17 protein-coding genes are annotated in these 17,576 nt (G+C 58.3%); 13 read left to right on the top strand and 4 right to left on the bottom strand.

Annotation, left to right across the window (positions count from 1 at the left end):
* The first annotated feature begins 15 nt into the window (after positions 1-15).
* The gene (locus SM753_RS14395) at positions 16-1,086 is read left to right on the top strand and encodes an ATP-binding cassette domain-containing protein (RefSeq protein WP_323192130.1); all 1,071 of its coding nucleotides are present in this window, start codon (positions 16-18) and stop codon (positions 1,084-1,086) included.
* Entirely contained in the window at positions 1,083-2,000 is a 918-nt protein-coding gene (locus SM753_RS14390) for an ABC transporter permease (protein ID WP_323192129.1), read from the top strand. Before SM753_RS14395 ends, SM753_RS14390 begins: the two co-directional genes overlap by 4 nt.
* 195 nt (positions 2,001-2,195) lie before the next feature.
* Here the strand turns inward: SM753_RS14390 and SM753_RS14385 are convergent, their stop codons facing one another.
* Both SM753_RS14385 and SM753_RS14380 read right to left on the bottom strand, forming a co-directional pair.
* Complete coding sequence (locus SM753_RS14385; RefSeq protein ID WP_323192128.1) at positions 2,196-3,023, bottom strand: ABC transporter permease subunit; 828 nt, start codon at positions 3,021-3,023, stop codon at positions 2,196-2,198.
* An 11-nt stretch (positions 3,024-3,034) separates the two neighbouring features.
* Positions 3,035-3,775 (bottom strand): ABC transporter ATP-binding protein, encoded by a 741-nt coding sequence (locus tag SM753_RS14380; RefSeq protein WP_323192127.1) that lies wholly within the window; start codon positions 3,773-3,775, stop codon positions 3,035-3,037.
* A 105-nt stretch (positions 3,776-3,880) separates the two neighbouring features.
* Here SM753_RS14380 and SM753_RS14375 point away from each other — a divergent pair, with 105 nt between their 5' ends.
* The 5 genes from SM753_RS14375 (at position 3,881) to SM753_RS14355 (ending at position 9,217) form a co-directional block, all read left to right on the top strand.
* A complete protein-coding gene (locus tag SM753_RS14375; protein WP_323192126.1) occupies positions 3,881-5,827 on the top strand; it encodes a nitrous oxide reductase accessory protein NosL in 1,947 nt (648 codons plus the stop codon).
* Between the two features lie 320 nt (positions 5,828-6,147).
* Positions 6,148-6,627, top strand: a complete 480-nt coding sequence (locus tag SM753_RS14370) for a hypothetical protein (protein ID WP_323192125.1) — start codon at positions 6,148-6,150, stop codon at positions 6,625-6,627.
* 528 nt (positions 6,628-7,155) lie between these two features.
* Positions 7,156-7,326, top strand: coding sequence for a hypothetical protein (locus tag SM753_RS14365; RefSeq protein WP_323192124.1), 171 nt, complete (start codon positions 7,156-7,158; stop codon positions 7,324-7,326).
* A 212-nt stretch (positions 7,327-7,538) separates the two neighbouring features.
* Positions 7,539-8,156: an HD family hydrolase gene (locus tag SM753_RS14360; protein ID WP_323192123.1), complete on the top strand. Its 618-nt coding sequence runs from the start codon at positions 7,539-7,541 to the stop codon at positions 8,154-8,156.
* A 131-nt stretch (positions 8,157-8,287) separates the two neighbouring features.
* Positions 8,288-9,217, top strand: coding sequence for a DUF1152 domain-containing protein (locus tag SM753_RS14355; RefSeq protein WP_323192122.1), 930 nt, complete (start codon positions 8,288-8,290; stop codon positions 9,215-9,217).
* A 265-nt stretch (positions 9,218-9,482) separates the two neighbouring features.
* Here the strand turns inward: SM753_RS14355 and SM753_RS14350 are convergent, their stop codons facing one another.
* Positions 9,483-11,072 (bottom strand): hypothetical protein, encoded by a 1,590-nt coding sequence (locus tag SM753_RS14350; protein WP_323192121.1) that lies wholly within the window; start codon positions 11,070-11,072, stop codon positions 9,483-9,485.
* Positions 11,073-11,410: 338 nt separating this feature from the next.
* Positions 11,411-12,097: a hypothetical protein gene (locus SM753_RS14345; protein WP_323192120.1), complete on the bottom strand. Its 687-nt coding sequence runs from the start codon at positions 12,095-12,097 to the stop codon at positions 11,411-11,413.
* Positions 12,098-12,241: 144 nt separating this feature from the next.
* Here SM753_RS14345 and SM753_RS14340 point away from each other — a divergent pair, with 144 nt between their 5' ends.
* The 6 genes from SM753_RS14340 to SM753_RS14315 all read left to right on the top strand — a co-directional run bounded on the left by SM753_RS14340 (position 12,242) and on the right by SM753_RS14315 (position 17,386).
* The gene (locus SM753_RS14340) at positions 12,242-12,823 is read left to right on the top strand and encodes a MarR family transcriptional regulator (protein ID WP_323192119.1); all 582 of its coding nucleotides are present in this window, start codon (positions 12,242-12,244) and stop codon (positions 12,821-12,823) included.
* A gap of 199 nt (positions 12,824-13,022) precedes the next feature.
* On the top strand, positions 13,023-13,703 hold the full coding sequence (locus tag SM753_RS14335; protein ID WP_323192118.1) for a hypothetical protein: 681 nt from the start codon (positions 13,023-13,025) through the stop codon (positions 13,701-13,703).
* A gap of 176 nt (positions 13,704-13,879) precedes the next feature.
* Positions 13,880-14,713 (top strand): aldo/keto reductase, encoded by an 834-nt coding sequence (locus SM753_RS14330; protein ID WP_323192117.1) that lies wholly within the window; start codon positions 13,880-13,882, stop codon positions 14,711-14,713.
* Positions 14,714-14,847: 134 nt separating this feature from the next.
* Positions 14,848-15,765, top strand: a complete 918-nt coding sequence (locus SM753_RS14325; protein WP_135536079.1) for an ATP-binding cassette domain-containing protein — start codon at positions 14,848-14,850, stop codon at positions 15,763-15,765.
* Positions 15,762-16,571 carry an ABC transporter permease subunit gene (locus SM753_RS14320; RefSeq protein WP_323192116.1) on the top strand — a complete coding sequence of 270 codons (810 nt, stop codon included), beginning with the start codon at positions 15,762-15,764 and terminating at the stop codon, positions 16,569-16,571. Before SM753_RS14325 ends, SM753_RS14320 begins: the two co-directional genes overlap by 4 nt.
* The gene (locus tag SM753_RS14315; protein WP_323192115.1) at positions 16,568-17,386 is read left to right on the top strand and encodes an ABC transporter permease subunit; all 819 of its coding nucleotides are present in this window, start codon (positions 16,568-16,570) and stop codon (positions 17,384-17,386) included. Before SM753_RS14320 ends, SM753_RS14315 begins: the two co-directional genes overlap by 4 nt.
* Positions 17,387-17,576 lie beyond the last annotated feature (190 nt).

The following is a 17,576-nucleotide window of genomic DNA, read 5'->3' as shown; positions in this document are numbered from 1 at the left end:
TCGAAACACCGGTGTATGACGAAAGGACAGACTCGATCCCAACAGAAAGGGACAGACCGTTCCGCGGAAACTGACCTGGCGATCGATGCGCAGAACGTACGCGTCACCTACGAGGACGGGACCGAAGCCGTTCGTGGCGTCTCTCTCCGGGTCGAGAAGGGGGAGTTCTTCGGCTTTCTCGGCCCGAACGGGGCCGGAAAGACGACCACCATCAAGACTCTCGTGACGCTCCTGCACCCGACCCGGGGGTCGGTTCGAATCAACGGATACGATACGGGCGCGAATCCGCAGGCGGTCCGGGAGTCCATCGGCTACATGGCCCAGGAGACGAGCATCGACAGGGAACTGACCCCCAGAGAGAACCTCCGGTTGACCTGTAAACTGTACGGGGTTCCCGAGAGCGAGCGCGAGGACAGGATCGAGGAACTGCTCGACCTCGTCGACCTGCAGGACGTGGCGGACACGCGGTCGGAGACGTTTTCCGGCGGGATGAAAAAGCGGCTTGACGCCGCGACCGTGCTGGTACATCGCCCGCCGGTGGTCTTTCTGGACGAGCCGACGACTGGGCTCGACCCGGAGGCGCGGATCCGGCTCTGGGACTACTTCGAACGGATCAACGACCAGGGGACGACGGTATTCCTCACGACGCAGTATCTGGAGGAAGCGGACCATCTCTGCGAGCGCCTGTCTCTGCTTCAGGACGGACAGGTCATCGCGACCGGCGCTCCGGAGACGCTCAAGTCCGAGATCGGTGCGGACATCTTCGAGGTCACGCTCGCGGACCCGACCGAACAGCAGACGGAATGTGCAGTGCAGGCGGTTCAGCGCATCGACGCGCTCGAAGGAGCGTTGATCGAGACGACGGATAACGGGCTCAGCGTCAGGGCCGAGCGCGCTCGCGAGGCGACGAGCGAACTCTTCGTCGCGCTCGACGACGCCGGCGTCTCGGTCAGTGGGTTCGACATCCGTTCGCCCACGCTCGACGACGTTTTCCTTGCACTGACAGGCGATGATTCGACTGCCGCCGCCGACGAAGCGACGAACGAAGGAATGGCATCGGTCTCCGCACAGGGTGTGACGAAATGAGCGGTCACTCCGACGGGGACGGCGCGGTCGTGAGCGAACCCACACAGAAGGCTCCGGGGCGTAGCGCCACGGCGGACGTACGTGTCAGCTTCAGGCGGTGGCTCGTCAAGAACGTTCGGAACCCCTACGTAGTGTTCACGTCGCTCGTCCAGCCCGTGATCTTCTTCGTCCTGTTCGTCGAAGTCTTCGGCGCTGTGTCCGGGGATGCGCTCTCACAGGCGTTCGACAGCAACATCAGCTACGTCACGTACCTGTCACCGGCCATAATCATCATGTCAACGCTCTCCTCGGCTGCTACCTCCGGGATCGGCCTCGTCGACGACATGGAGGAGGGGATGTTCGAGAAAGTCCTCGTCTCTCCGATGAACCGGTCCGCCATGTTTCTCGGGAAACTGCTGTCCGAGGTGGCCCGGATAGTCGTCCAGACGATGATCATTCTCCTCTTGGGGTATCTCCTGTTGACCCTCAAAACGGGATCGCCGACCGGGCAGTACGTCCGGACGGGTATCCCTGGAATCTTGGGTATCGTTCTCATCACGGTGCTTTTCGGCGGCGCGTTCATGGCGTACTCGAACATCGTCGCACTGGTGTCTCGCGACCAGGAAGCGACTATCATGTTCTCGAACCTCCTCACCTTCCCACTGATGTTCGTGTCGAGCGCGTTCCTTCCGCTCGATGTACTCCCAGGGTGGATCAACGCTATCGCCGTGGTCAACCCGATCACGTACGGCGTCGACAGCGTCCGCGCCATCATGCTCGGCCGGGACGTGATGACTGTTCTAGATGTGACTGCCTTCGGCAGGATATGGAACACTGTCGTGCCCGGGGTTACTGTCCTCGTCGGATTCAACCTCATCCTGGGTGCGGTCGCCGTCCGACTCCTGCGACGCGCTGCAAGGGCTGAGGTCCAGTAGCTACGGGACTCACGTCACCGCCCAGTCATTTCCGGTCAACTTGTAGGCCTATCTGTGGAGTCCGCGCCAGTGACCCGAGAAGGAGTGTTCACCCACCCGGGTAACCAGCGAGACGTCGCCGGAGAGGTCCGGCTTGCACTGACTGAAAGCACGTAGACACGAGCCAGTAGATAGCTGCTCGTTATCCCGCTTACGTCACTCAGACTGAACGTGTGACGGCGTACTCCAGGCGGCGATTCCGGCCAGTAGTAGTGAGACAACTAGCCAGAGGAAAAGACTGATCACACTCAGAAGAGGTGACGAGGGTCGGACTACCGTCGCCGCGACTGGGGAAACCACGTACGCCATCACTAGCCCGCGGTACGCGCTTACTGGACTCAACGCAAGGTACCAGGGAAGGATGTTTCCGCCGATGATGCCACCCGCGACCCCGAAGACGATCACCAAGTCGATCCCGATCGCCACAACTACGACAAGCATCAGTGCTGCAACTATACCGCGCCGCGCAGACCGAACCAGCGTCGACAGCAGGACCATCAGCGCAAGTATCACTGCAGCGAAGACAGCAGTCAACACGACAAACCGAAAATAGTAGACTGGCGAGTCGAGCCCTGTGTACTCAGCAAGCACATCCGCGGGCGGACTCGCGAACGACACCGTCAGAGCGGCGACAAGCAGCGATCCTGTCACGACGAGGAGTAGCCAGGCCAACCGACCGCAGTATACACCCGCGATGTAGGTTCCCGGACCAAGCGGATACGTCTGCAAGATACTCGTCTCTCCTCTCTCCCGGTCAGCGAGCACTGACCGGTAGCCGACCGCCGCTGTTAATGCCGGGATGAGCAGTTCCACCGGCGTGAGAAGCGTCAGTGTCAGCGGCACGTATCCGCTGGTGTCGCTAAAGACGCCGATACCGACAGTTATCGCGAAAAAGCCGAGTGCGAGGAGCCAGATCGAGCGTGTTCGCCGCAACGTCGCGAGTTCGCGTTCAAAAACAGCCACGAAGCGTTCCGTATCTATCATGCTCAGTCCCCTCATGTTCCGGTCTGTACCGTCGGGGTTGTCCCGACCATCGACAAGAACGCCTCGGACAACGATTCCGTGTTCGTCCGGTCAGTCAGTTCGGCAGGGGAACCACAGTCGATCACGGTGCCCCTGTTCAGCACAACGACATTGTCCGCGTTTGCTGCGTAACTCAGATCGTGTGTCGTTAGTAAAACAGCCGTCCCGTCATCAGCCTGCTCTGCGGCGATATCGAATATCTGTTTCGTCATCCGCGGGTCGAGGCCGCTGGTCGGTTCGTCCAAGATAACCAACGACGGGTCGCCGAGAAAACTCTGTGCGAGTCCGAGTAGACGGCGCATTCCCCCAGACAGTGCGTCGACGCGGCGGTCCGGCACGTCTGAGAGCCCGACACGTTCCATAACGGCATCGATGTCGACGGAGGTGAAGAGCAAGTCGGCGTAGAACTGTAGCGTTTCCTCGACAGTGAACACCGGTCGGAATCGCGGGGACTGCGGAAGATATCCGATCGGACGGTCGCTCGAGGCGTCAAGCGCTATCTCGCCACTGTCAGGCCGGCGTAGTCCGGTAACGATGTGTGCGAGCGTCGTCTTCCCGGAACCGTTCGGCCCGATTATGGCTGTCACCGACCCTCGGGAGATATCAAAGGATACGTCGTCTAGAGCGTTCACATCACCGAACGAGTGGCTCACGTCGTTGACCGCTAACAGCGGACCAGACCGTGTGGTCGTCTCCTGACTCGTGTCGCTCATTCAGGCTCTAGTGATGGGACACTCGATCCTAAGCGTGGCGTTCCTACACAGTTACAGCGGCGGTAACGGAGCGTATTTACCGACAGCTACCGTAGTTCATTGTTGATGAACTCGCGGTCTCTCGCCGTCGTGTTCGTCGTCCTTGTCGTACTCGGAGCGATCCCATTCTGGCTTACCCCCGACACCCAAACTGCCACGGTCCCCTTCGAGCAGACTAAAGAGACGGGGTTACCGGATCACGTGGTTCGCGAGGCCGAGTCATCCGACCTGATACTTCCGAAGGCGGAGGTGTACTACTCGCAGTACCGCTACGTCGTCGGCTACTACGGCGTCACGTCGCTCGTTGCTGCACTGCAGACACAGCAGACCGAGGCGTTCGGTCCGCCATCGCGGGTGTACGTCTCCGACTTTTCGGGGATCGATCTTACACTGTCCGATACTGGCCACCTCCGAGCGCCTCAGACCGCTCCGACGAAATGGGTCGACGCTCGGGACGCGTATTTCGTCGTCGGGAGTAACGCCAGGATCCCCACGCGTGACACCGTTATTGTCCCGTTCTCCGACCGAGCAGACGCCGTTTCATTCACCGAGCGCTACGGCGGCGAAGTGAGACAGTGGGGAGGTGCGCAACAAGCCTCTATCGGCCGACTCGGACGGTCATCATCGGAGTGGCAGCGGGTCGTCGGTCAGCGACAGGACCGAGCGAACGCGACGGTCGAAACCGCAGAACGCCTCCGAAACCGCCCCGTCTCCACCGTCGTTGGACGCGATGCGTCAACGCTCACTGACGCGGTCGAGCAGGCACCGGCGAACACAACCATCCATGTGCCGGCGGGCACGTACCGCGTCGACGATCTGCGGATCGAGAAGCCGCTCACGATCCGCGGAGTCGGTAGGAACGCAACCCGGATCGTCGGCGATGGCAACGGGAGCGTGATCACGGCTGACGCACCGCAGACGGCCATCACTGATCTGATGATAACCGGCGTCGGGGAGAACCGGAGCGGCAGAGACCGCTCTGTCGACGTTCCCGTCAACGACAGTGCGTGGAACTACGATATCTGGAAAGTACATGGTTACGGTGACGCCGCCGTCGTGTTCGATACGGCAGGTGAATCACTCGTCTCGTCGGTTCGCATTAACACGACATCGAACGGCATCATATCGCGCAGTAGCCCAAACGTTTCAGTCACGAACCTCACGCTGTATGGAACCAAGGAGTGGGACGACGGGTTCATCGGCGTCGTCGCGCTGGGCGGCCGAGCAGTTGTCCAAGACTCGTCGTTCCACGGCGGCAAGGTCGGCGTCTACGCGCACGAATCTAACGGCGTTGTGGTCCGGAACGCGTCGATGGAGGGAATGATGGTCGGCGTGTTCGACTTCTACGGCATCCGGACTATGGTGACGAACTCGACGATAGAGGACACGTGGAACGCGGTCTACGTCGAACACCGGTCGTACGGATCCGTCATCGCTGGGAACCACCTCCGAAACAGTCGCAACGGCGTACTCGTTGCGGGAGAGGCGAACTACATTGCAGAAAACGTGCTGGTGCACAATCGTAATGGGATGACGGTCCGAGGAGAGTTCTCGCGGTACGAGCACAACGTGATAGCCTACAACGTCCGCGGCGTTCGCACTCTGTCGTTTTTCCCGACGAACCGGGTGACCGAAAACGACATTCTCGCCAACGGACGTCCGGTAGAAATAGACGAGTTCAACGTCCAGCACGTCTGGAGTGGAAACTACTGGAGAGGTGCACCCGGCCTCGACGCTGACGGTGATGGTCGCCTCTCGCGGTCCTATCGAGCGACGGGGGCGGTCGACAGTCGTATCACAGACGTTCCCGGAACGCCAACACTCGCTGAATCCCCCGCCGTTACGTTTCTCAGGGAGTTACAGGAGATCGTTCCAGGGCTACGAGCTGGCGGAGTTGTCGACGACCAACCTCGTTCACGTCCGGCAAGCCCCGATGTAGTCCGCCGCGTCACCGAGACGTACGACGGGGTCGGCCAGCATTCAGATCCGGACCCGTGGGACTTCAGTGATTGAAAGACACTGATATCCACTCCTCCCTGAATCGCGGCGCTTTCTCTTCGACTTTTCCTCCTCGACTGGCGTGCGTTCATCGAGGACTTGATGCGCCGTCTTTGGGATCGCTGACTGTACTCTGCTGTCCGAATCATACCAGTAAAAGTTCGTGTCGGCTTCACCCTCGGGGTCAAGCACCGAGGCACTCGCCTTGCTTATCTGTAGACGGCTATAACTCACGAACAATTCGCTGTAGAAGATCGGTTTCTTTATTACACCGTTGTATGTATTGAACGGTATCTCCCGGCCCGATTTTCCCGTCAACAACGGGTGAGTACCAGATGAACCCCGAGCGACCAAATCATTCCACTCCGCCTTCGGCGTCCAAGAAGGCAACTCGAAATCCGCCAACGAAGCGAGCAGCATTCGTCGGTGGTGCTGTAGGGCTCTGTATCGGCCTGAGTTCGCATTTTCTGTTACTGGATTACTCTGTCGTATCTATTACCATCTGTCTCCTGTACTCCATCGGGGTCACGCTCATGATCGACTATCTAAGCATCCTCCGACAGACCCCCTACGATGGCGGGAGTTGGTGGACGATCGCCTTCGGTGCAACTATCGGACTCGTTCTGATGGTTGTACAGTTGGTGTACCGCCCGATGGTTACGGATAAAATGGCAGTAAAGCGCGTCCTCCCCGAGGGGGTGAGGGCCGTTCCGTTTAACCTCATTCTTATCTTGTGGCTTCTCGTATTCGGTGTCGCGTTAGTTTCACTGACATACGGGATCGGAATGGCAGTAACGGACATGTCGGAAGGCTAATCCTCTCTGTCAGCCTCTCGCTGGCTGGTTCGGCCCTGCGTCATCCTTCCAAGCAGCCTTCTTTCTGCCGTGGTGAATATCTGGTGAGTTCCAGTTAGAGGGGTTCACAGAGCAGTTCAATGGTAGTGATGGCGCACATGAGGTCGATTTCTCCGAACTGTCAACTGGCCCAGCGCTCGCTCGGCGGAGTAATCGTCCCAAAGCATGGAACTCACAGCGCCTAGAAGATCCAGGGGTGGAACCCGTCGGTTCGAGTTATTGAACATCTTTCAGATCAAGAGCTAAATGCTGCGATCGACGAGACTCAGCAGGCGGGCGGAGCGGACTGTACAAGAACACTATCCGTAGGTCCGACCTCTCCGAAGAAAGACGGTCCAGCGAGCGACGAACGGCACGCGATCCAACGGCTATCTCTGTGCCCCGCCGGACCCTCAGGAGTGACGAGGCGACCTCAGACATGGTGCCCAATTGGACGGAGACTCACACGGTGAACGCACGACTTTTACAAGCAGAAACAAAGGGTAACGTATGGTGTTGGACCTGATATTTGGGTTTGTGCTGCTCGTTGCCGCAGCTTACATCGGCACGACAATGGCGTTGAGAGGCTTTTTCGGGCGAGAATACTATGACCCGAGGACTGGCGAGTTCACGTCAACTGCTGATGAGAACACAGATCCAGACACGGAAACCGATCGTTGATAATTCTCTTGTCTCCATCGGTGCCCCTGCGTATATAGCGGATCGGTGATACTGTCGAACGCGCCAATTGTCCAGCCCTGCGTCCGCGGATAGAGAACTACCCGATTGTGGTTGCGGAGGGCTCAAAGATTTACGGAAAAGAACGATCACACAGCCAAGACAAGTGTACTGGATCGTGATACTCAACACCGATCCCCGTTCTGTTTCATACGATGGCAGACGAATTGGGGCCGCTACTCGAACTACTCGACTTGAAAGACGAGCGCAGAACCGGTTGGGAACTGCGGGATATTGAAGACCCGGAATCAGTGGCTGCACACACCTGGGGAATGGCGACTCTCTGTCTGGTGTATGCTGACCGCGTCGAGGTCGACCGAGACAGGGCCGTGACCATGGCACTCATACACGATCTCGCAGAGGTCCGAACAGGAGATATCGCGACGCGTGCGGAGGACGGTCGACAGGCAGTTTCAGCCACCGAAAAGGAAGCGGCCGAGCGTGAGGCCATCGCGGACCTGCTCTCCCCGTTTCCTGACGAGGAACTCCACACACTCTGGGAAGAGTACGAAGCCCGCGAGTCACGTACTGCGAAGTTCGTCAAGGATATGGATCTAATCGACAATTGCCTGCAGGCACTCAAATACGAACGTGAAGACCGCTACGATGGGTCCGAGCCGAACGAGCATTTCTCCGAGTTCGGAAATCTGGACGAGTTCTTCGCAACGGCTGCTCCGCGACTCCAAACGTCCCTCGGAGAGACTCTGTTCGAACAAATCAAAACCGAATACGAGGAAGAAATCGGAAGGCCCTGCCAACTCGAAGGGAACTAGATCTAAATAGTAACAGAGGACACTTGTCCGGTTGGGCACCGATTGCTCTTCCAGACAGATCAACGAGAATCACGACTACCGCAGTGCGTCAAAATCGCCACAATTTTTGGTCGTTCTAGAGAGCGTCGACCATGGAGACGATAGAGGACGCGTTCGACAAGTCCCGTGCGCTCGTGTTCGGTGTCGGCGGCTGTGGCGACATCGTCAGCACTATTCCGACCGCTCGCTTCCTCGAATCCCACGGCGTTGACGTCATCCTCGGCGGTGTTGCGTGGGAACGCGTCGTCGTCGACCCACAGCCCGGCCCACGCCACTTCGACGAGATCGAGAACATCGACCGCCTTAACGACGCCGTCGCCATCGCTACCGGCGAGACGCGAACGCGCGACGGCATCGAGTTCGCAGAAACGAACGTCGCCCGTCACTACGACGAAGACGTCCTCCTCATCGATATCCACGGCGGTGTCCGTGGTGTCGCCGCCGGTCTCAATGATGCTTGTGATCAGCTCGATATCGACCTCGTCGTCGGCACCGACGCCGGCGGTGATGTCTTGGCGGCTGGCGACGAACCGGGGATCAAGAGCCCGCTGACGGACGCAGTTATGCTCTCGGTGCTTACGCACCTGACTGTCGATACGTGCCTGGGTATGTACGGGTACGGAAGCGACGGGGAGCTCACTCTCGACGAAGTGACAGACGGAGTAGCCCGCGCCGCCACGCGCGACGGTTTGCTCGGTTCGTGGGGTCTCTCCTCGCGTATCGTCGAGGAACTCGAATCGCTGTTAGAGGTAGTCACGACCGAAGCGAGTCGTCTCCCCGTCAACGTCGCCCGGGGCAAACTCGGTGAAGCGGAGATCCGGGACGGCGCACGCTCGGTCGAACTCACACCCGCCAGTACCGTGACGTTCTACCTCGATCCTGAGGCAGTAGCGGCTACCTCCGATCTCGACGAGCACGTAACCGATACCGAAAGCTTCGCCGCAGCGCAAGAAGCACTGTCGGACGCCGGCTACGATACAGAACTCGATCACGAACGGAGCCTCGCTGCCGACCGGGAATAACGCCCGACGCATGCACGACGTTTTCAGTTACTGAGCGTCCTGACGCCGGATTCTCACTGAGCAGAGGCGAGTGGCTCGAAACGATCTCCGTGGTTGAGGACTGAAGAACCGATGTCGTCTTTCAACAGTTCGGTTCAGTTGGGAACATCGACAGTCGTAACCGTGTCTCTGGTCCGTCCCTTCTCCCAGAAGAATGTCTCTACCAACGATCCATTTTCGGTCTGTTCGAGACTCTCCCCCGAGTAATACCGTTTCCAGCAGTCAGTTAATCGTCTCCTTCGGCGAGTAGTACGTCCATTTCTCCGTTTGCGTAGATGTAGTTTACCGTGGGGTCGTTCAGTGCCCGCTCCCGGTCCGTCTCAGTATAATAGTGGGTCATTTGCTCTTGTTGCCATTCGGGACGTGTGTGATACCGATCTGTATCCGCATCTCGAATCACGAGATACGTGTCCGGAGCATCCGGGCCCATCGCCGAACCGATCGTCTCGTTGTCGGCGTACCCGTATCGGTGTGGCGGGTCACTGTGCCCGAAGATACGTTGCTTTGATTTATCGGTGATCGTACTCGTATACCCGTAGTGATAGAAGGCAAACGTGTCTCTTGGCGAGTCAAGGAGAATTGGATCCTCCGCGGCCTTTTCGTCAAGTGTCCACCCGTATCCGGAGACAGTCGCTTCCGTAAGATGTTTCCCGTCGTCATAGGCGACGCCCGCAGAAAACAGGGTCAACGTGACGATCAGAGCGACGATACAGACACTGACAGCCCGAACCGCTAGTGTGGAACGCTGACCCGCCCACGTTCGGGCACGGGACAGGCCAACACCGACGGACATAATCGCTATCAGAATGAGGTACTGCGTGATTCGCGGTACATTTAAACTCCACACGCGAGCGATGAAAAATACGGTGCTAACTCCTCCGGCGATTACAAACTGCGACGCGACAAACCACTCAAATTTGGTTGCGCTTCCAGCGCCTCGCCGCCATAATATGTGCACTACTACAATTCCGCCCAGTGAGAATAGGGCAAGCAATACACCAAAGTTCTCTAGAAGAAGGATCATCGTATGCCAGAGTCCAAAACCCCCTGCCTGACTGGTCGTTTTGATCGCGCCGGTAGTTTGCCCAAGCAAGCGCACACCCACGGTGTGGAGATGGTGATCAAGGATCCCTCCGATAATATACCAGCTGAGAACGATCATCGCGCTGACTGACAGGAGTGTCGTCTCAGGGCCTGTAAGCGAGACGTTCGAGACATCTCTATACACTGCGAAGTATCCAGCGACCATGAGAAGGCCGAACAGCATGGTCAGCGGATGGTAGAACGTACACGCGACAGCTGCAAGGAGATACGGACCCACCTGCTTTCTCCTGCCAGACCGTAGATATAGATGGGCAGTCATGACCAGCAGTGGAACTGGGGAGAGCGCAAACAGATACGGCATGAAAAAGAAACGGTGAGAGGCAAAATAGAGGGGAAAAGATGCAAGAAGAGTGGTTAAAACCAGTGTCCTCTTTTTCGTTAATGACCAAACACATGCCCCAAGGAGGCCCGTAAAGAGAGTGCTAAACAAGAACGCAAGAACTGGAACTAACGATTCCAAAGTGGCACCTGTTGTAAAGCCGAGAGATGCCGTTACTAGGTAGCCGCCTGGATATTGAAGTCGGGCGAGTCTCCCCGTCTCGAGGAGATCCTGAACAGTGCCGAGGTGAACGAACTGATCGGCCCCAAGACTGGTGTAGAGAACGTATGACCGTGTCAGGGGTAAGGCATACAGACCAGCGAAAGCCACAAGTAGACCACCGAAACCCACCACCCAGGATCGGTGAGTATCGTGTGTCTCTGTCGAGAGCATAACGCACCCGACTCCGAGGCACACAGTTGCTCCGAACAATAGCCACGTCACCGTGTGATAGGCCTGATAAGGGGAATGTTCGTAACCACTCGCGGGCGGAGTGAGTGCGACTGCTGTGATAAACAGACAACTGACAATCATTAACACTTTCGACAGCCGAGCCCGCGACATCATATGTTTCACTATGCATCCGAAGACAATAAACAACTGTGACAGAAGTCCGACCAGTGTTCAGATAGCGACTGCTAGCATGTTACCTCTGGCGATTAAACGAACGGGTTCGTTCGCATACAGACCTCGATCGTGATCACTACCCCGGTGCGTTCCGTCGTGTCGTTTCAATAACGGTGCGAAACGGTTCCCTGGGAGGAATCCTCTCGGATCTCGTCCCAATCCGTGATCCCCGTTACCGTCTCGTTCGCTAGATCAACCTTAACTGAATACTTGAGTCCCTCGTGTTTAGGATCACTCGGTTGTCGGACCCGCACTACGGCCCGGTCCGCAACGTACTCCGGGTCTCGTTCGACGACAACAGACCTGTTCTCGTTTTCCTGAGAGACGGCAACGAAATCATACTCACCGTCGTCCTTACTTTCGTTTAGATCGACTGAAACAACAGACATGGAATCCGAATCGATCTCGTGGATCGGATCAACGCCGAGTTCGTACTCGCTTAGCGAATCGAGGTGCTGTTGAACCGTTTGGTTGCTCCGCGCGATCTGGCGGGCGCGCTCGCGTTCCGTGGCCGTCAGTGACTGTTCGGCCTCCGTCCGTACCTGATACTGGTTGGAGCCGGTCTGGTCAATTCGGACCTCCTTTACGTTCGACATATTGTCGATCAGAGTGACGTTGTCTCCGCTCTTCGAAAACGTGATGTTCTCGTTAGTAACGACGAAGCTCGGATCGTCCCCGTGATTTGTCAGAGAAGAACCCATTCCGAGCGAAGTGCCAACTCCAGCTAACGCGACCCCGAGGAGGGCCAGAGCGCTGAGTACGATAAGGCGTGAGCGGATCTCACTTGACATGTGTATCGTATGGTTGAAAGACCTCATCAAGACTGGGATGAAACACGTTCCAAACAGCTTCCAAACGCGTTTCACGGGTGTTTCAGGGGTTCTACTGCGCGGATAACACCAACCATTAAATTCCCGTGGTAGGAACCAGACGATATGAATTACCGTCCCCTCCGGAATATTCACCTCCTCGCGGCGGTGACCTTTGTCACCGCCATCCTCGTCCTCGCCATACAGTTAATCACACCATCACCAGTGATGGTCTCGCTTGGCGAAAGCGGGACACAAACGACAAGCGTCGGGCAGTATTTCACGTACAATGACGTGGCCGTCGTCGTCGTCGCCTCCCTCCTCTGTGGTGCGAGCGGGACGTATCTCGTTCTCCACGACCGTGCCCAACGACTTGTGAACCACGAGGCTACCGGGCAGCAGAACGTGCGGCCTCAGCCGGAAGCGAATGGAGGCGTTGAAAGGAGCGATGGCGGAGTCGACACGTATCCCGAAGAAACAGGCCTGCCGCGCGAACAATGGGAGGAAACTGCTGAACGACTCCAGAACAACCAAGAGACGATCTACACGGAGCTCATAGAGGCTGACGGGGAACTCGCGCAACGAAAACTCGTCGAGGAGACCGATCTCTCGAAAGCAACCGTCAGTCGCACACTCGATAAGCTCGAAAACCGCGGGCTCGTCGAGCGCAAACGGAACGGTATGGGGAATACGATCCAACTCCAGTAAGCACATATATCCACTGAAACGGGCGTAAAACGCGTTTTCAACGGGTTTCACCCGCGTTTCCAATCAAGACCTATGAGGTCTTTCAGACAATGTAGAACCGAGGCGAGTCGGGGTGACACCGGCACTGGTCCCGCTGACAGAATGCGGATTCCGGTCCTCCCATCCCGGTTCGCCACGAAACAGATTAGATATCGAAACCATGCGACACAAAGTACTCACACTCGCGGTCGTGGCGCTGCTCGCCTTCGGGGCGAGCGGTGTCTCCGCCGCGTCGATCGATTCAAACCCGTCGGTGGCTCCCTCTCAGTCGCCCGCGGACGACGCATCGCCCGCTAACTATACAGTAGAAGTCGTCGACCCCCACGATAGGCTAAGCGAGCAAGATGTCGAGAATGCGCGTCAGCTCGCGTGGGCAAACGAGACGGTCAACAGTGCCATCGAAAATGGTGGATCGGCTCACTTCCACGTGGAGGCCGTTGGAGATGAACTACAGGTCTACGTTGCGCCGAATCATACGGCCGCACCGCGAGTCCAGGCCGTGGTTGATCTCGGCTCGGAGTCGGTCGACAAGGTCGAAGAACTGAACACCGTCCTCATGGCTGACGAGGTGGAGACGGATCAACTGACCACCCTCAACGTATCGAACGGTGACGCTGGTGAGACCCGTACAGTGAAAGCAGCATCCGGGGCCGAAACGATCACCGCGGACGAGGTTTCTATCTGCGAGGATTTCAACGTGGCAGTCGAGAGTGACGGTGCGGTATCGATACCGCTAGAAACGGCCGATTCGAGCGATGAACACAACATCTCGGAGTTCATGGATTGTGCCGACCCGGCGTATCCGTTGCTTGAGCTAGAAACCCTCTATGAGAACGACTGAAGCAAAGAATAGCCAGTAAACTACGTCCGCAGCCACGGAAACGGGATCGTTTCCCGGTTCCGTACCCTCGATATTTAGTAGAAAACCCGGGTTGAACAGGGTAGAGAGGCCGCAAGCGAACCTGTATAGTCGAAATCGTCAGTGGGTTTCAATAATAGCCGATCACATGTATTCACATGGAGTATCTCGAGATCAAGGACGTACGGATCCCGAAACTGGGCCTCGGGACATGGAAAAACACCGGGGAAACGTGTACTCGTACCGTTCAAACCGCCCTCGAGATGGGCTATCGTCACGTTGACACAGCCCAGATGTACGGGAACGAAAGTGCGGTCGGTGAGGGTATCGCTGCCGCGAATATCACCCGTGAAGACCTTTTCTTGACGACTAAGCTATCGCGTTCGAATCTCAGACGGGACGACGTCCACGCGTCAGTTCGTGATAGTCTCGATAAACTAGGCGTCGAGTACGTCGATCTGCTCTTGATCCACTGGCCCCATCCCCGGGTCCCAGTCGCGGAGACGCTCGATGCGATGAACGAACTGTACGAGAAAGGATTAGTTAAGAACCTTGGCGTTAGCAATTTCACTCGCTCCCAGTTCCAACAGGCTATGCAGGTGTCGGATGTACCACTCATAACCGATCAGGTACTTTACCACCCGTATTCAGACAGATCACAGCTTCGGAATTTCTGTACTGATACCGACACCGTACTCACGGCTTATAGTCCACTCGCAAGAGGTGACGTCCTCTCGGATCGGTTGCTCAAAGAGATAGGAAAACGCTACGAGAAAACGGCTGCGCAGGTCGCTATCCGATGGCTGATTCAACAGGACGGAGTTATCGCGATTCCGAAAGCGACCAGTCGAGACCATCTGGCCGACAATCTCGCCGTTTTCGATTTCTCGCTTTCTGACGGGGAGATGGCGGAAATCGAGGACCTCACCGGGAACTACAGGATTCGCCTCCGCAATCAGTTGCCGTCACTCGTGCGTCGGATCCCATTCTGAAACGTGGACCCTATAGTAGTCACTGACAGCCAACGCTCAATACTGCCATCCGGGGATTGCTCGCCTGCTGTCCCTGTTTCAGAAACTGAAACTATGCGGTTTCGTTTATTACCCCAGTACCAGAACTATCAGGCATGAAAGCAATCGATGCGGCGGAGGTATCGAAGCGATACGGCTCCACGACGGCGCTCGACCGCGTTGACCTCGCGGTGGAGGAAGGAGAGACATTCGGCTTCCTCGGCCCCAACGGCGCGGGGAAATCGACGTTCATCAACATCTTGCTCGACTTCGCAAAGCCGAGCGACGGCCGCGTCGGGATCTTCGGTAACGACTGTCAGACGGAGGGTGTCGCCGCCCGCGAGCGCATTGGCGTACTTCCGGAGGGCTACTCGACCATCGACCGGTTGACCGGCCGCCAGCACATCGAGTACGCCATCCGTTCGAAGAACGCCCACGACACGAACCCGCTCGACGTGCTCGACCGGGTCGGCATCCGTGACGCCGCCGACCGGAAGGCAAGCGGTTACTCGAAGGGGATGGCCCAGCGACTCGTCCTCGGGATGGCCCTCGTCGGCGAGCCCGACCTGCTGTTACTCGATGAGCCGAGTACGGGGCTGGACCCGAACGGGGCCGCGGAGATGCGGAAGATACTCCGCGAGGAGAACGAACGCGGCGCGACGATCTTCTTCTCCTCGCACATCCTCGAACAGGTCGAGGCGGTCTGTGACCGCGTCGGCATCCTTCAGAACGGCGAACTCGTCGCCGTCGACACGATCGAGGGGCTCCGCAACTCGATGGGCGGTGGGACGAAGCTCGTCATCACGCTTGCCGAGATCGACGAGGACACGCTCCCGGACATCAGGGCACTGGAAGGGGTCGAAACCGTCGTCTCTCAGGGCGACTCCACCATCGAGGTCACCTGTACGAACGACGCGAAGATGGACATCATCGTCGAGCTCCACCAGAACGGCATCGACGTGGTGAACTTCAGGACGGAGGAGGCGTCGCTGGAGGATATGTTCATCGAGTACACCGGCTCAGCGGGCCGATGAGCTGGCCGATCATCGCCCGGCGGGACTGGCGGAACACCGCCGGCCAGCGGTCCACGAAGGTACTTCTCGGCCTGGTGGCCTACGTGGTCCTCCTCGCAGGCTACGTCTACCCGGTGCTGACGCAAGAGCCCTACTCGACGGCTCGGTTCACCGGCTACGCCGTCGGCTGGCTTACAACGCTCGTTCCGCTCGTCGGCGTCCTGCTCGGCTACGGCGCGGTGGTCGAGGAGCGCGAGGACGGCTCGCTGCTGTTGTCGCTCTCGCTTCCCATTAGTCGCGAGGACGTTCTCGTCGGGAAGTATCTCTCCCGGAGTGGCCTGCTCGCCGCGACCCTCGTCATCTCGTTGGTTGTCGCGGGCGGCCTCGTCGTCTACCCCTACGGCGAACTGGACCCTCTTCCGTTCATCGGGTTCGTCGTCCTGACCGTACTGTTCGGTGCAGTGTGGACGGGGATGGGACTAGCAGTCTCGCTAGCCGTCTCGACGAAGCGACGTGCACTCGTCCTCGGGGTCACGATCTTCTTCCTGCTTGTCGTCGTCTGGGACACGGTAGTCGACGCTCTGGGGCTCGCACTCGAGGCTGTGGGACTCGTCAACGGCGAACTCCCTGAGCCGCTGCAGTTCGTCGTCGGCCTCGCACCGGGGCGGCTGTTCGGGCGCATCACCGACGGCTTCCTGAACCCGGCCGCCACCGTCGACGGCGCGTGGTATCTGAGCGAGTGGGTTGCCCTCGTACTGTTCGCGGGTTGGCTCGTCGGGCCGCTCGGGTTCGCCTATCTCCGGTTCAGGGGGGAGGATCTCTCATGACCTGGAGCGACATCGCGTACAAGGACGTCAACGACGCGGGCCGCTCGAAGACAATCTGGCTGCTGTTCGGCCTGCTGCTCGTCCTCTCGGTCGGCTACGCTTACCTTCACCGCTACGTCGGCGAGGAGGCGTTCTCCCCGTTCATGACCGGCCTCTCCCGTATTGTCGGAGTCGGACTGCCTCTGCTGGCCATCCTCCTCGGCTACAAGTCTATCATCCACGAGCGGTCGAGTGGGAGCCTGCTGTTGACGCTGTCGCTCCCGCACGACCGCCGAGACCTGGCGGTCGGGACTTTCGTCGGCCGAAGCCTGGTCCTACTTGTGCCGACGCTCGTCGCGCTCGTCGTCGCTGGCGCTGCGGGTGCAGCGTTCTACGGAACGGACGGCCTCGCGACCTACCTGTGGTTCCTGTTTGCGACCGCACTGTACGGCCTCTCGTTCGTCGGTATCGCCGTCGGACTGTCGATGTCGACGACCGTCGACCGGTGGGTAACATTCGGCGCGCTTGGCGGCTACCTCCTCCTCGTGACGTTCTGGGAGGCGTTCCACTCAGTTACGCTGCTCCTGTTGCACCGCTTCGACTTTACCGTCCTGACGGACCTCCCTGACTGGGCCCTACTGTTCCGTCTCGTCGAGCCCTGGCAGGCGTACAACCGGATGCTCCGGTTCGGCGTCGACACCTCCCTCGCGAGCCGGTACGTCGGGGATGGGGTGCCAGTCTACGTCGACTGGTGGATGGGCATCGTGTTGCTGGTCGCCTGGACCTGCGTGCCGCTGGCGCTCGGCTTCTACCGGTTCAGCCGGAGCGACCTGTAGGTTCTCGGTCGTCGCGACAGGCCCTCGCACTGAATTCTTCCAAGGTGGAGAAAGATCCTGAATATGATACAAACAAGTCCATATAAGAACCGCTCTCGTTCTGTCTGGATATCTGCGATGTACTCCCCACAGAGAGGTGGACGGGGGTCCTTCCGTCTCCCCGTTTCGGTCCTCAAGTGACCTCCCGTTT

The sequence above is a fragment of the Halostella sp. PRR32 genome (assembly GCF_034808085.1).
Classification (GTDB): domain Archaea; phylum Halobacteriota; class Halobacteria; order Halobacteriales; family Natronoarchaeaceae; genus Halostella; species Halostella pelagica.
Note: the sequence above shows the minus strand (reverse complement) of the source record. Positions and strands in the feature narration are given on the sequence as shown.

Coding starts and splice junctions, on each gene's coding strand:
- SM753_RS14395 (WP_323192130.1), top strand. CDS start 16: ATGACGAAAGGACAGACTCGATCCCAACAGAAAGGGACAGACCGTTCC.
- SM753_RS14390 (WP_323192129.1), top strand. CDS start 1,083: ATGAGCGGTCACTCCGACGGGGACGGCGCGGTCGTGAGCGAACCCACA.
- SM753_RS14385 (WP_323192128.1), bottom strand. CDS start 3,023: ATGATAGATACGGAACGCTTCGTGGCTGTTTTTGAACGCGAACTCGCG.
- SM753_RS14380 (WP_323192127.1), bottom strand. CDS start 3,775: ATGAGCGACACGAGTCAGGAGACGACCACACGGTCTGGTCCGCTGTTA.
- SM753_RS14375 (WP_323192126.1), top strand. CDS start 3,881: ATGAACTCGCGGTCTCTCGCCGTCGTGTTCGTCGTCCTTGTCGTACTC.
- SM753_RS14370 (WP_323192125.1), top strand. CDS start 6,148: ATGAACCCCGAGCGACCAAATCATTCCACTCCGCCTTCGGCGTCCAAG.
- SM753_RS14365 (WP_323192124.1), top strand. CDS start 7,156: ATGGTGTTGGACCTGATATTTGGGTTTGTGCTGCTCGTTGCCGCAGCT.
- SM753_RS14360 (WP_323192123.1), top strand. CDS start 7,539: ATGGCAGACGAATTGGGGCCGCTACTCGAACTACTCGACTTGAAAGAC.
- SM753_RS14355 (WP_323192122.1), top strand. CDS start 8,288: ATGGAGACGATAGAGGACGCGTTCGACAAGTCCCGTGCGCTCGTGTTC.
- SM753_RS14350 (WP_323192121.1), bottom strand. CDS start 11,072: ATGCTCTCGACAGAGACACACGATACTCACCGATCCTGGGTGGTGGGT.
- SM753_RS14345 (WP_323192120.1), bottom strand. CDS start 12,097: ATGTCAAGTGAGATCCGCTCACGCCTTATCGTACTCAGCGCTCTGGCC.
- SM753_RS14340 (WP_323192119.1), top strand. CDS start 12,242: ATGAATTACCGTCCCCTCCGGAATATTCACCTCCTCGCGGCGGTGACC.
- SM753_RS14335 (WP_323192118.1), top strand. CDS start 13,023: ATGCGACACAAAGTACTCACACTCGCGGTCGTGGCGCTGCTCGCCTTC.
- SM753_RS14330 (WP_323192117.1), top strand. CDS start 13,880: ATGGAGTATCTCGAGATCAAGGACGTACGGATCCCGAAACTGGGCCTC.
- SM753_RS14325 (WP_135536079.1), top strand. CDS start 14,848: ATGAAAGCAATCGATGCGGCGGAGGTATCGAAGCGATACGGCTCCACG.
- SM753_RS14320 (WP_323192116.1), top strand. CDS start 15,762: ATGAGCTGGCCGATCATCGCCCGGCGGGACTGGCGGAACACCGCCGGC.
- SM753_RS14315 (WP_323192115.1), top strand. CDS start 16,568: ATGACCTGGAGCGACATCGCGTACAAGGACGTCAACGACGCGGGCCGC.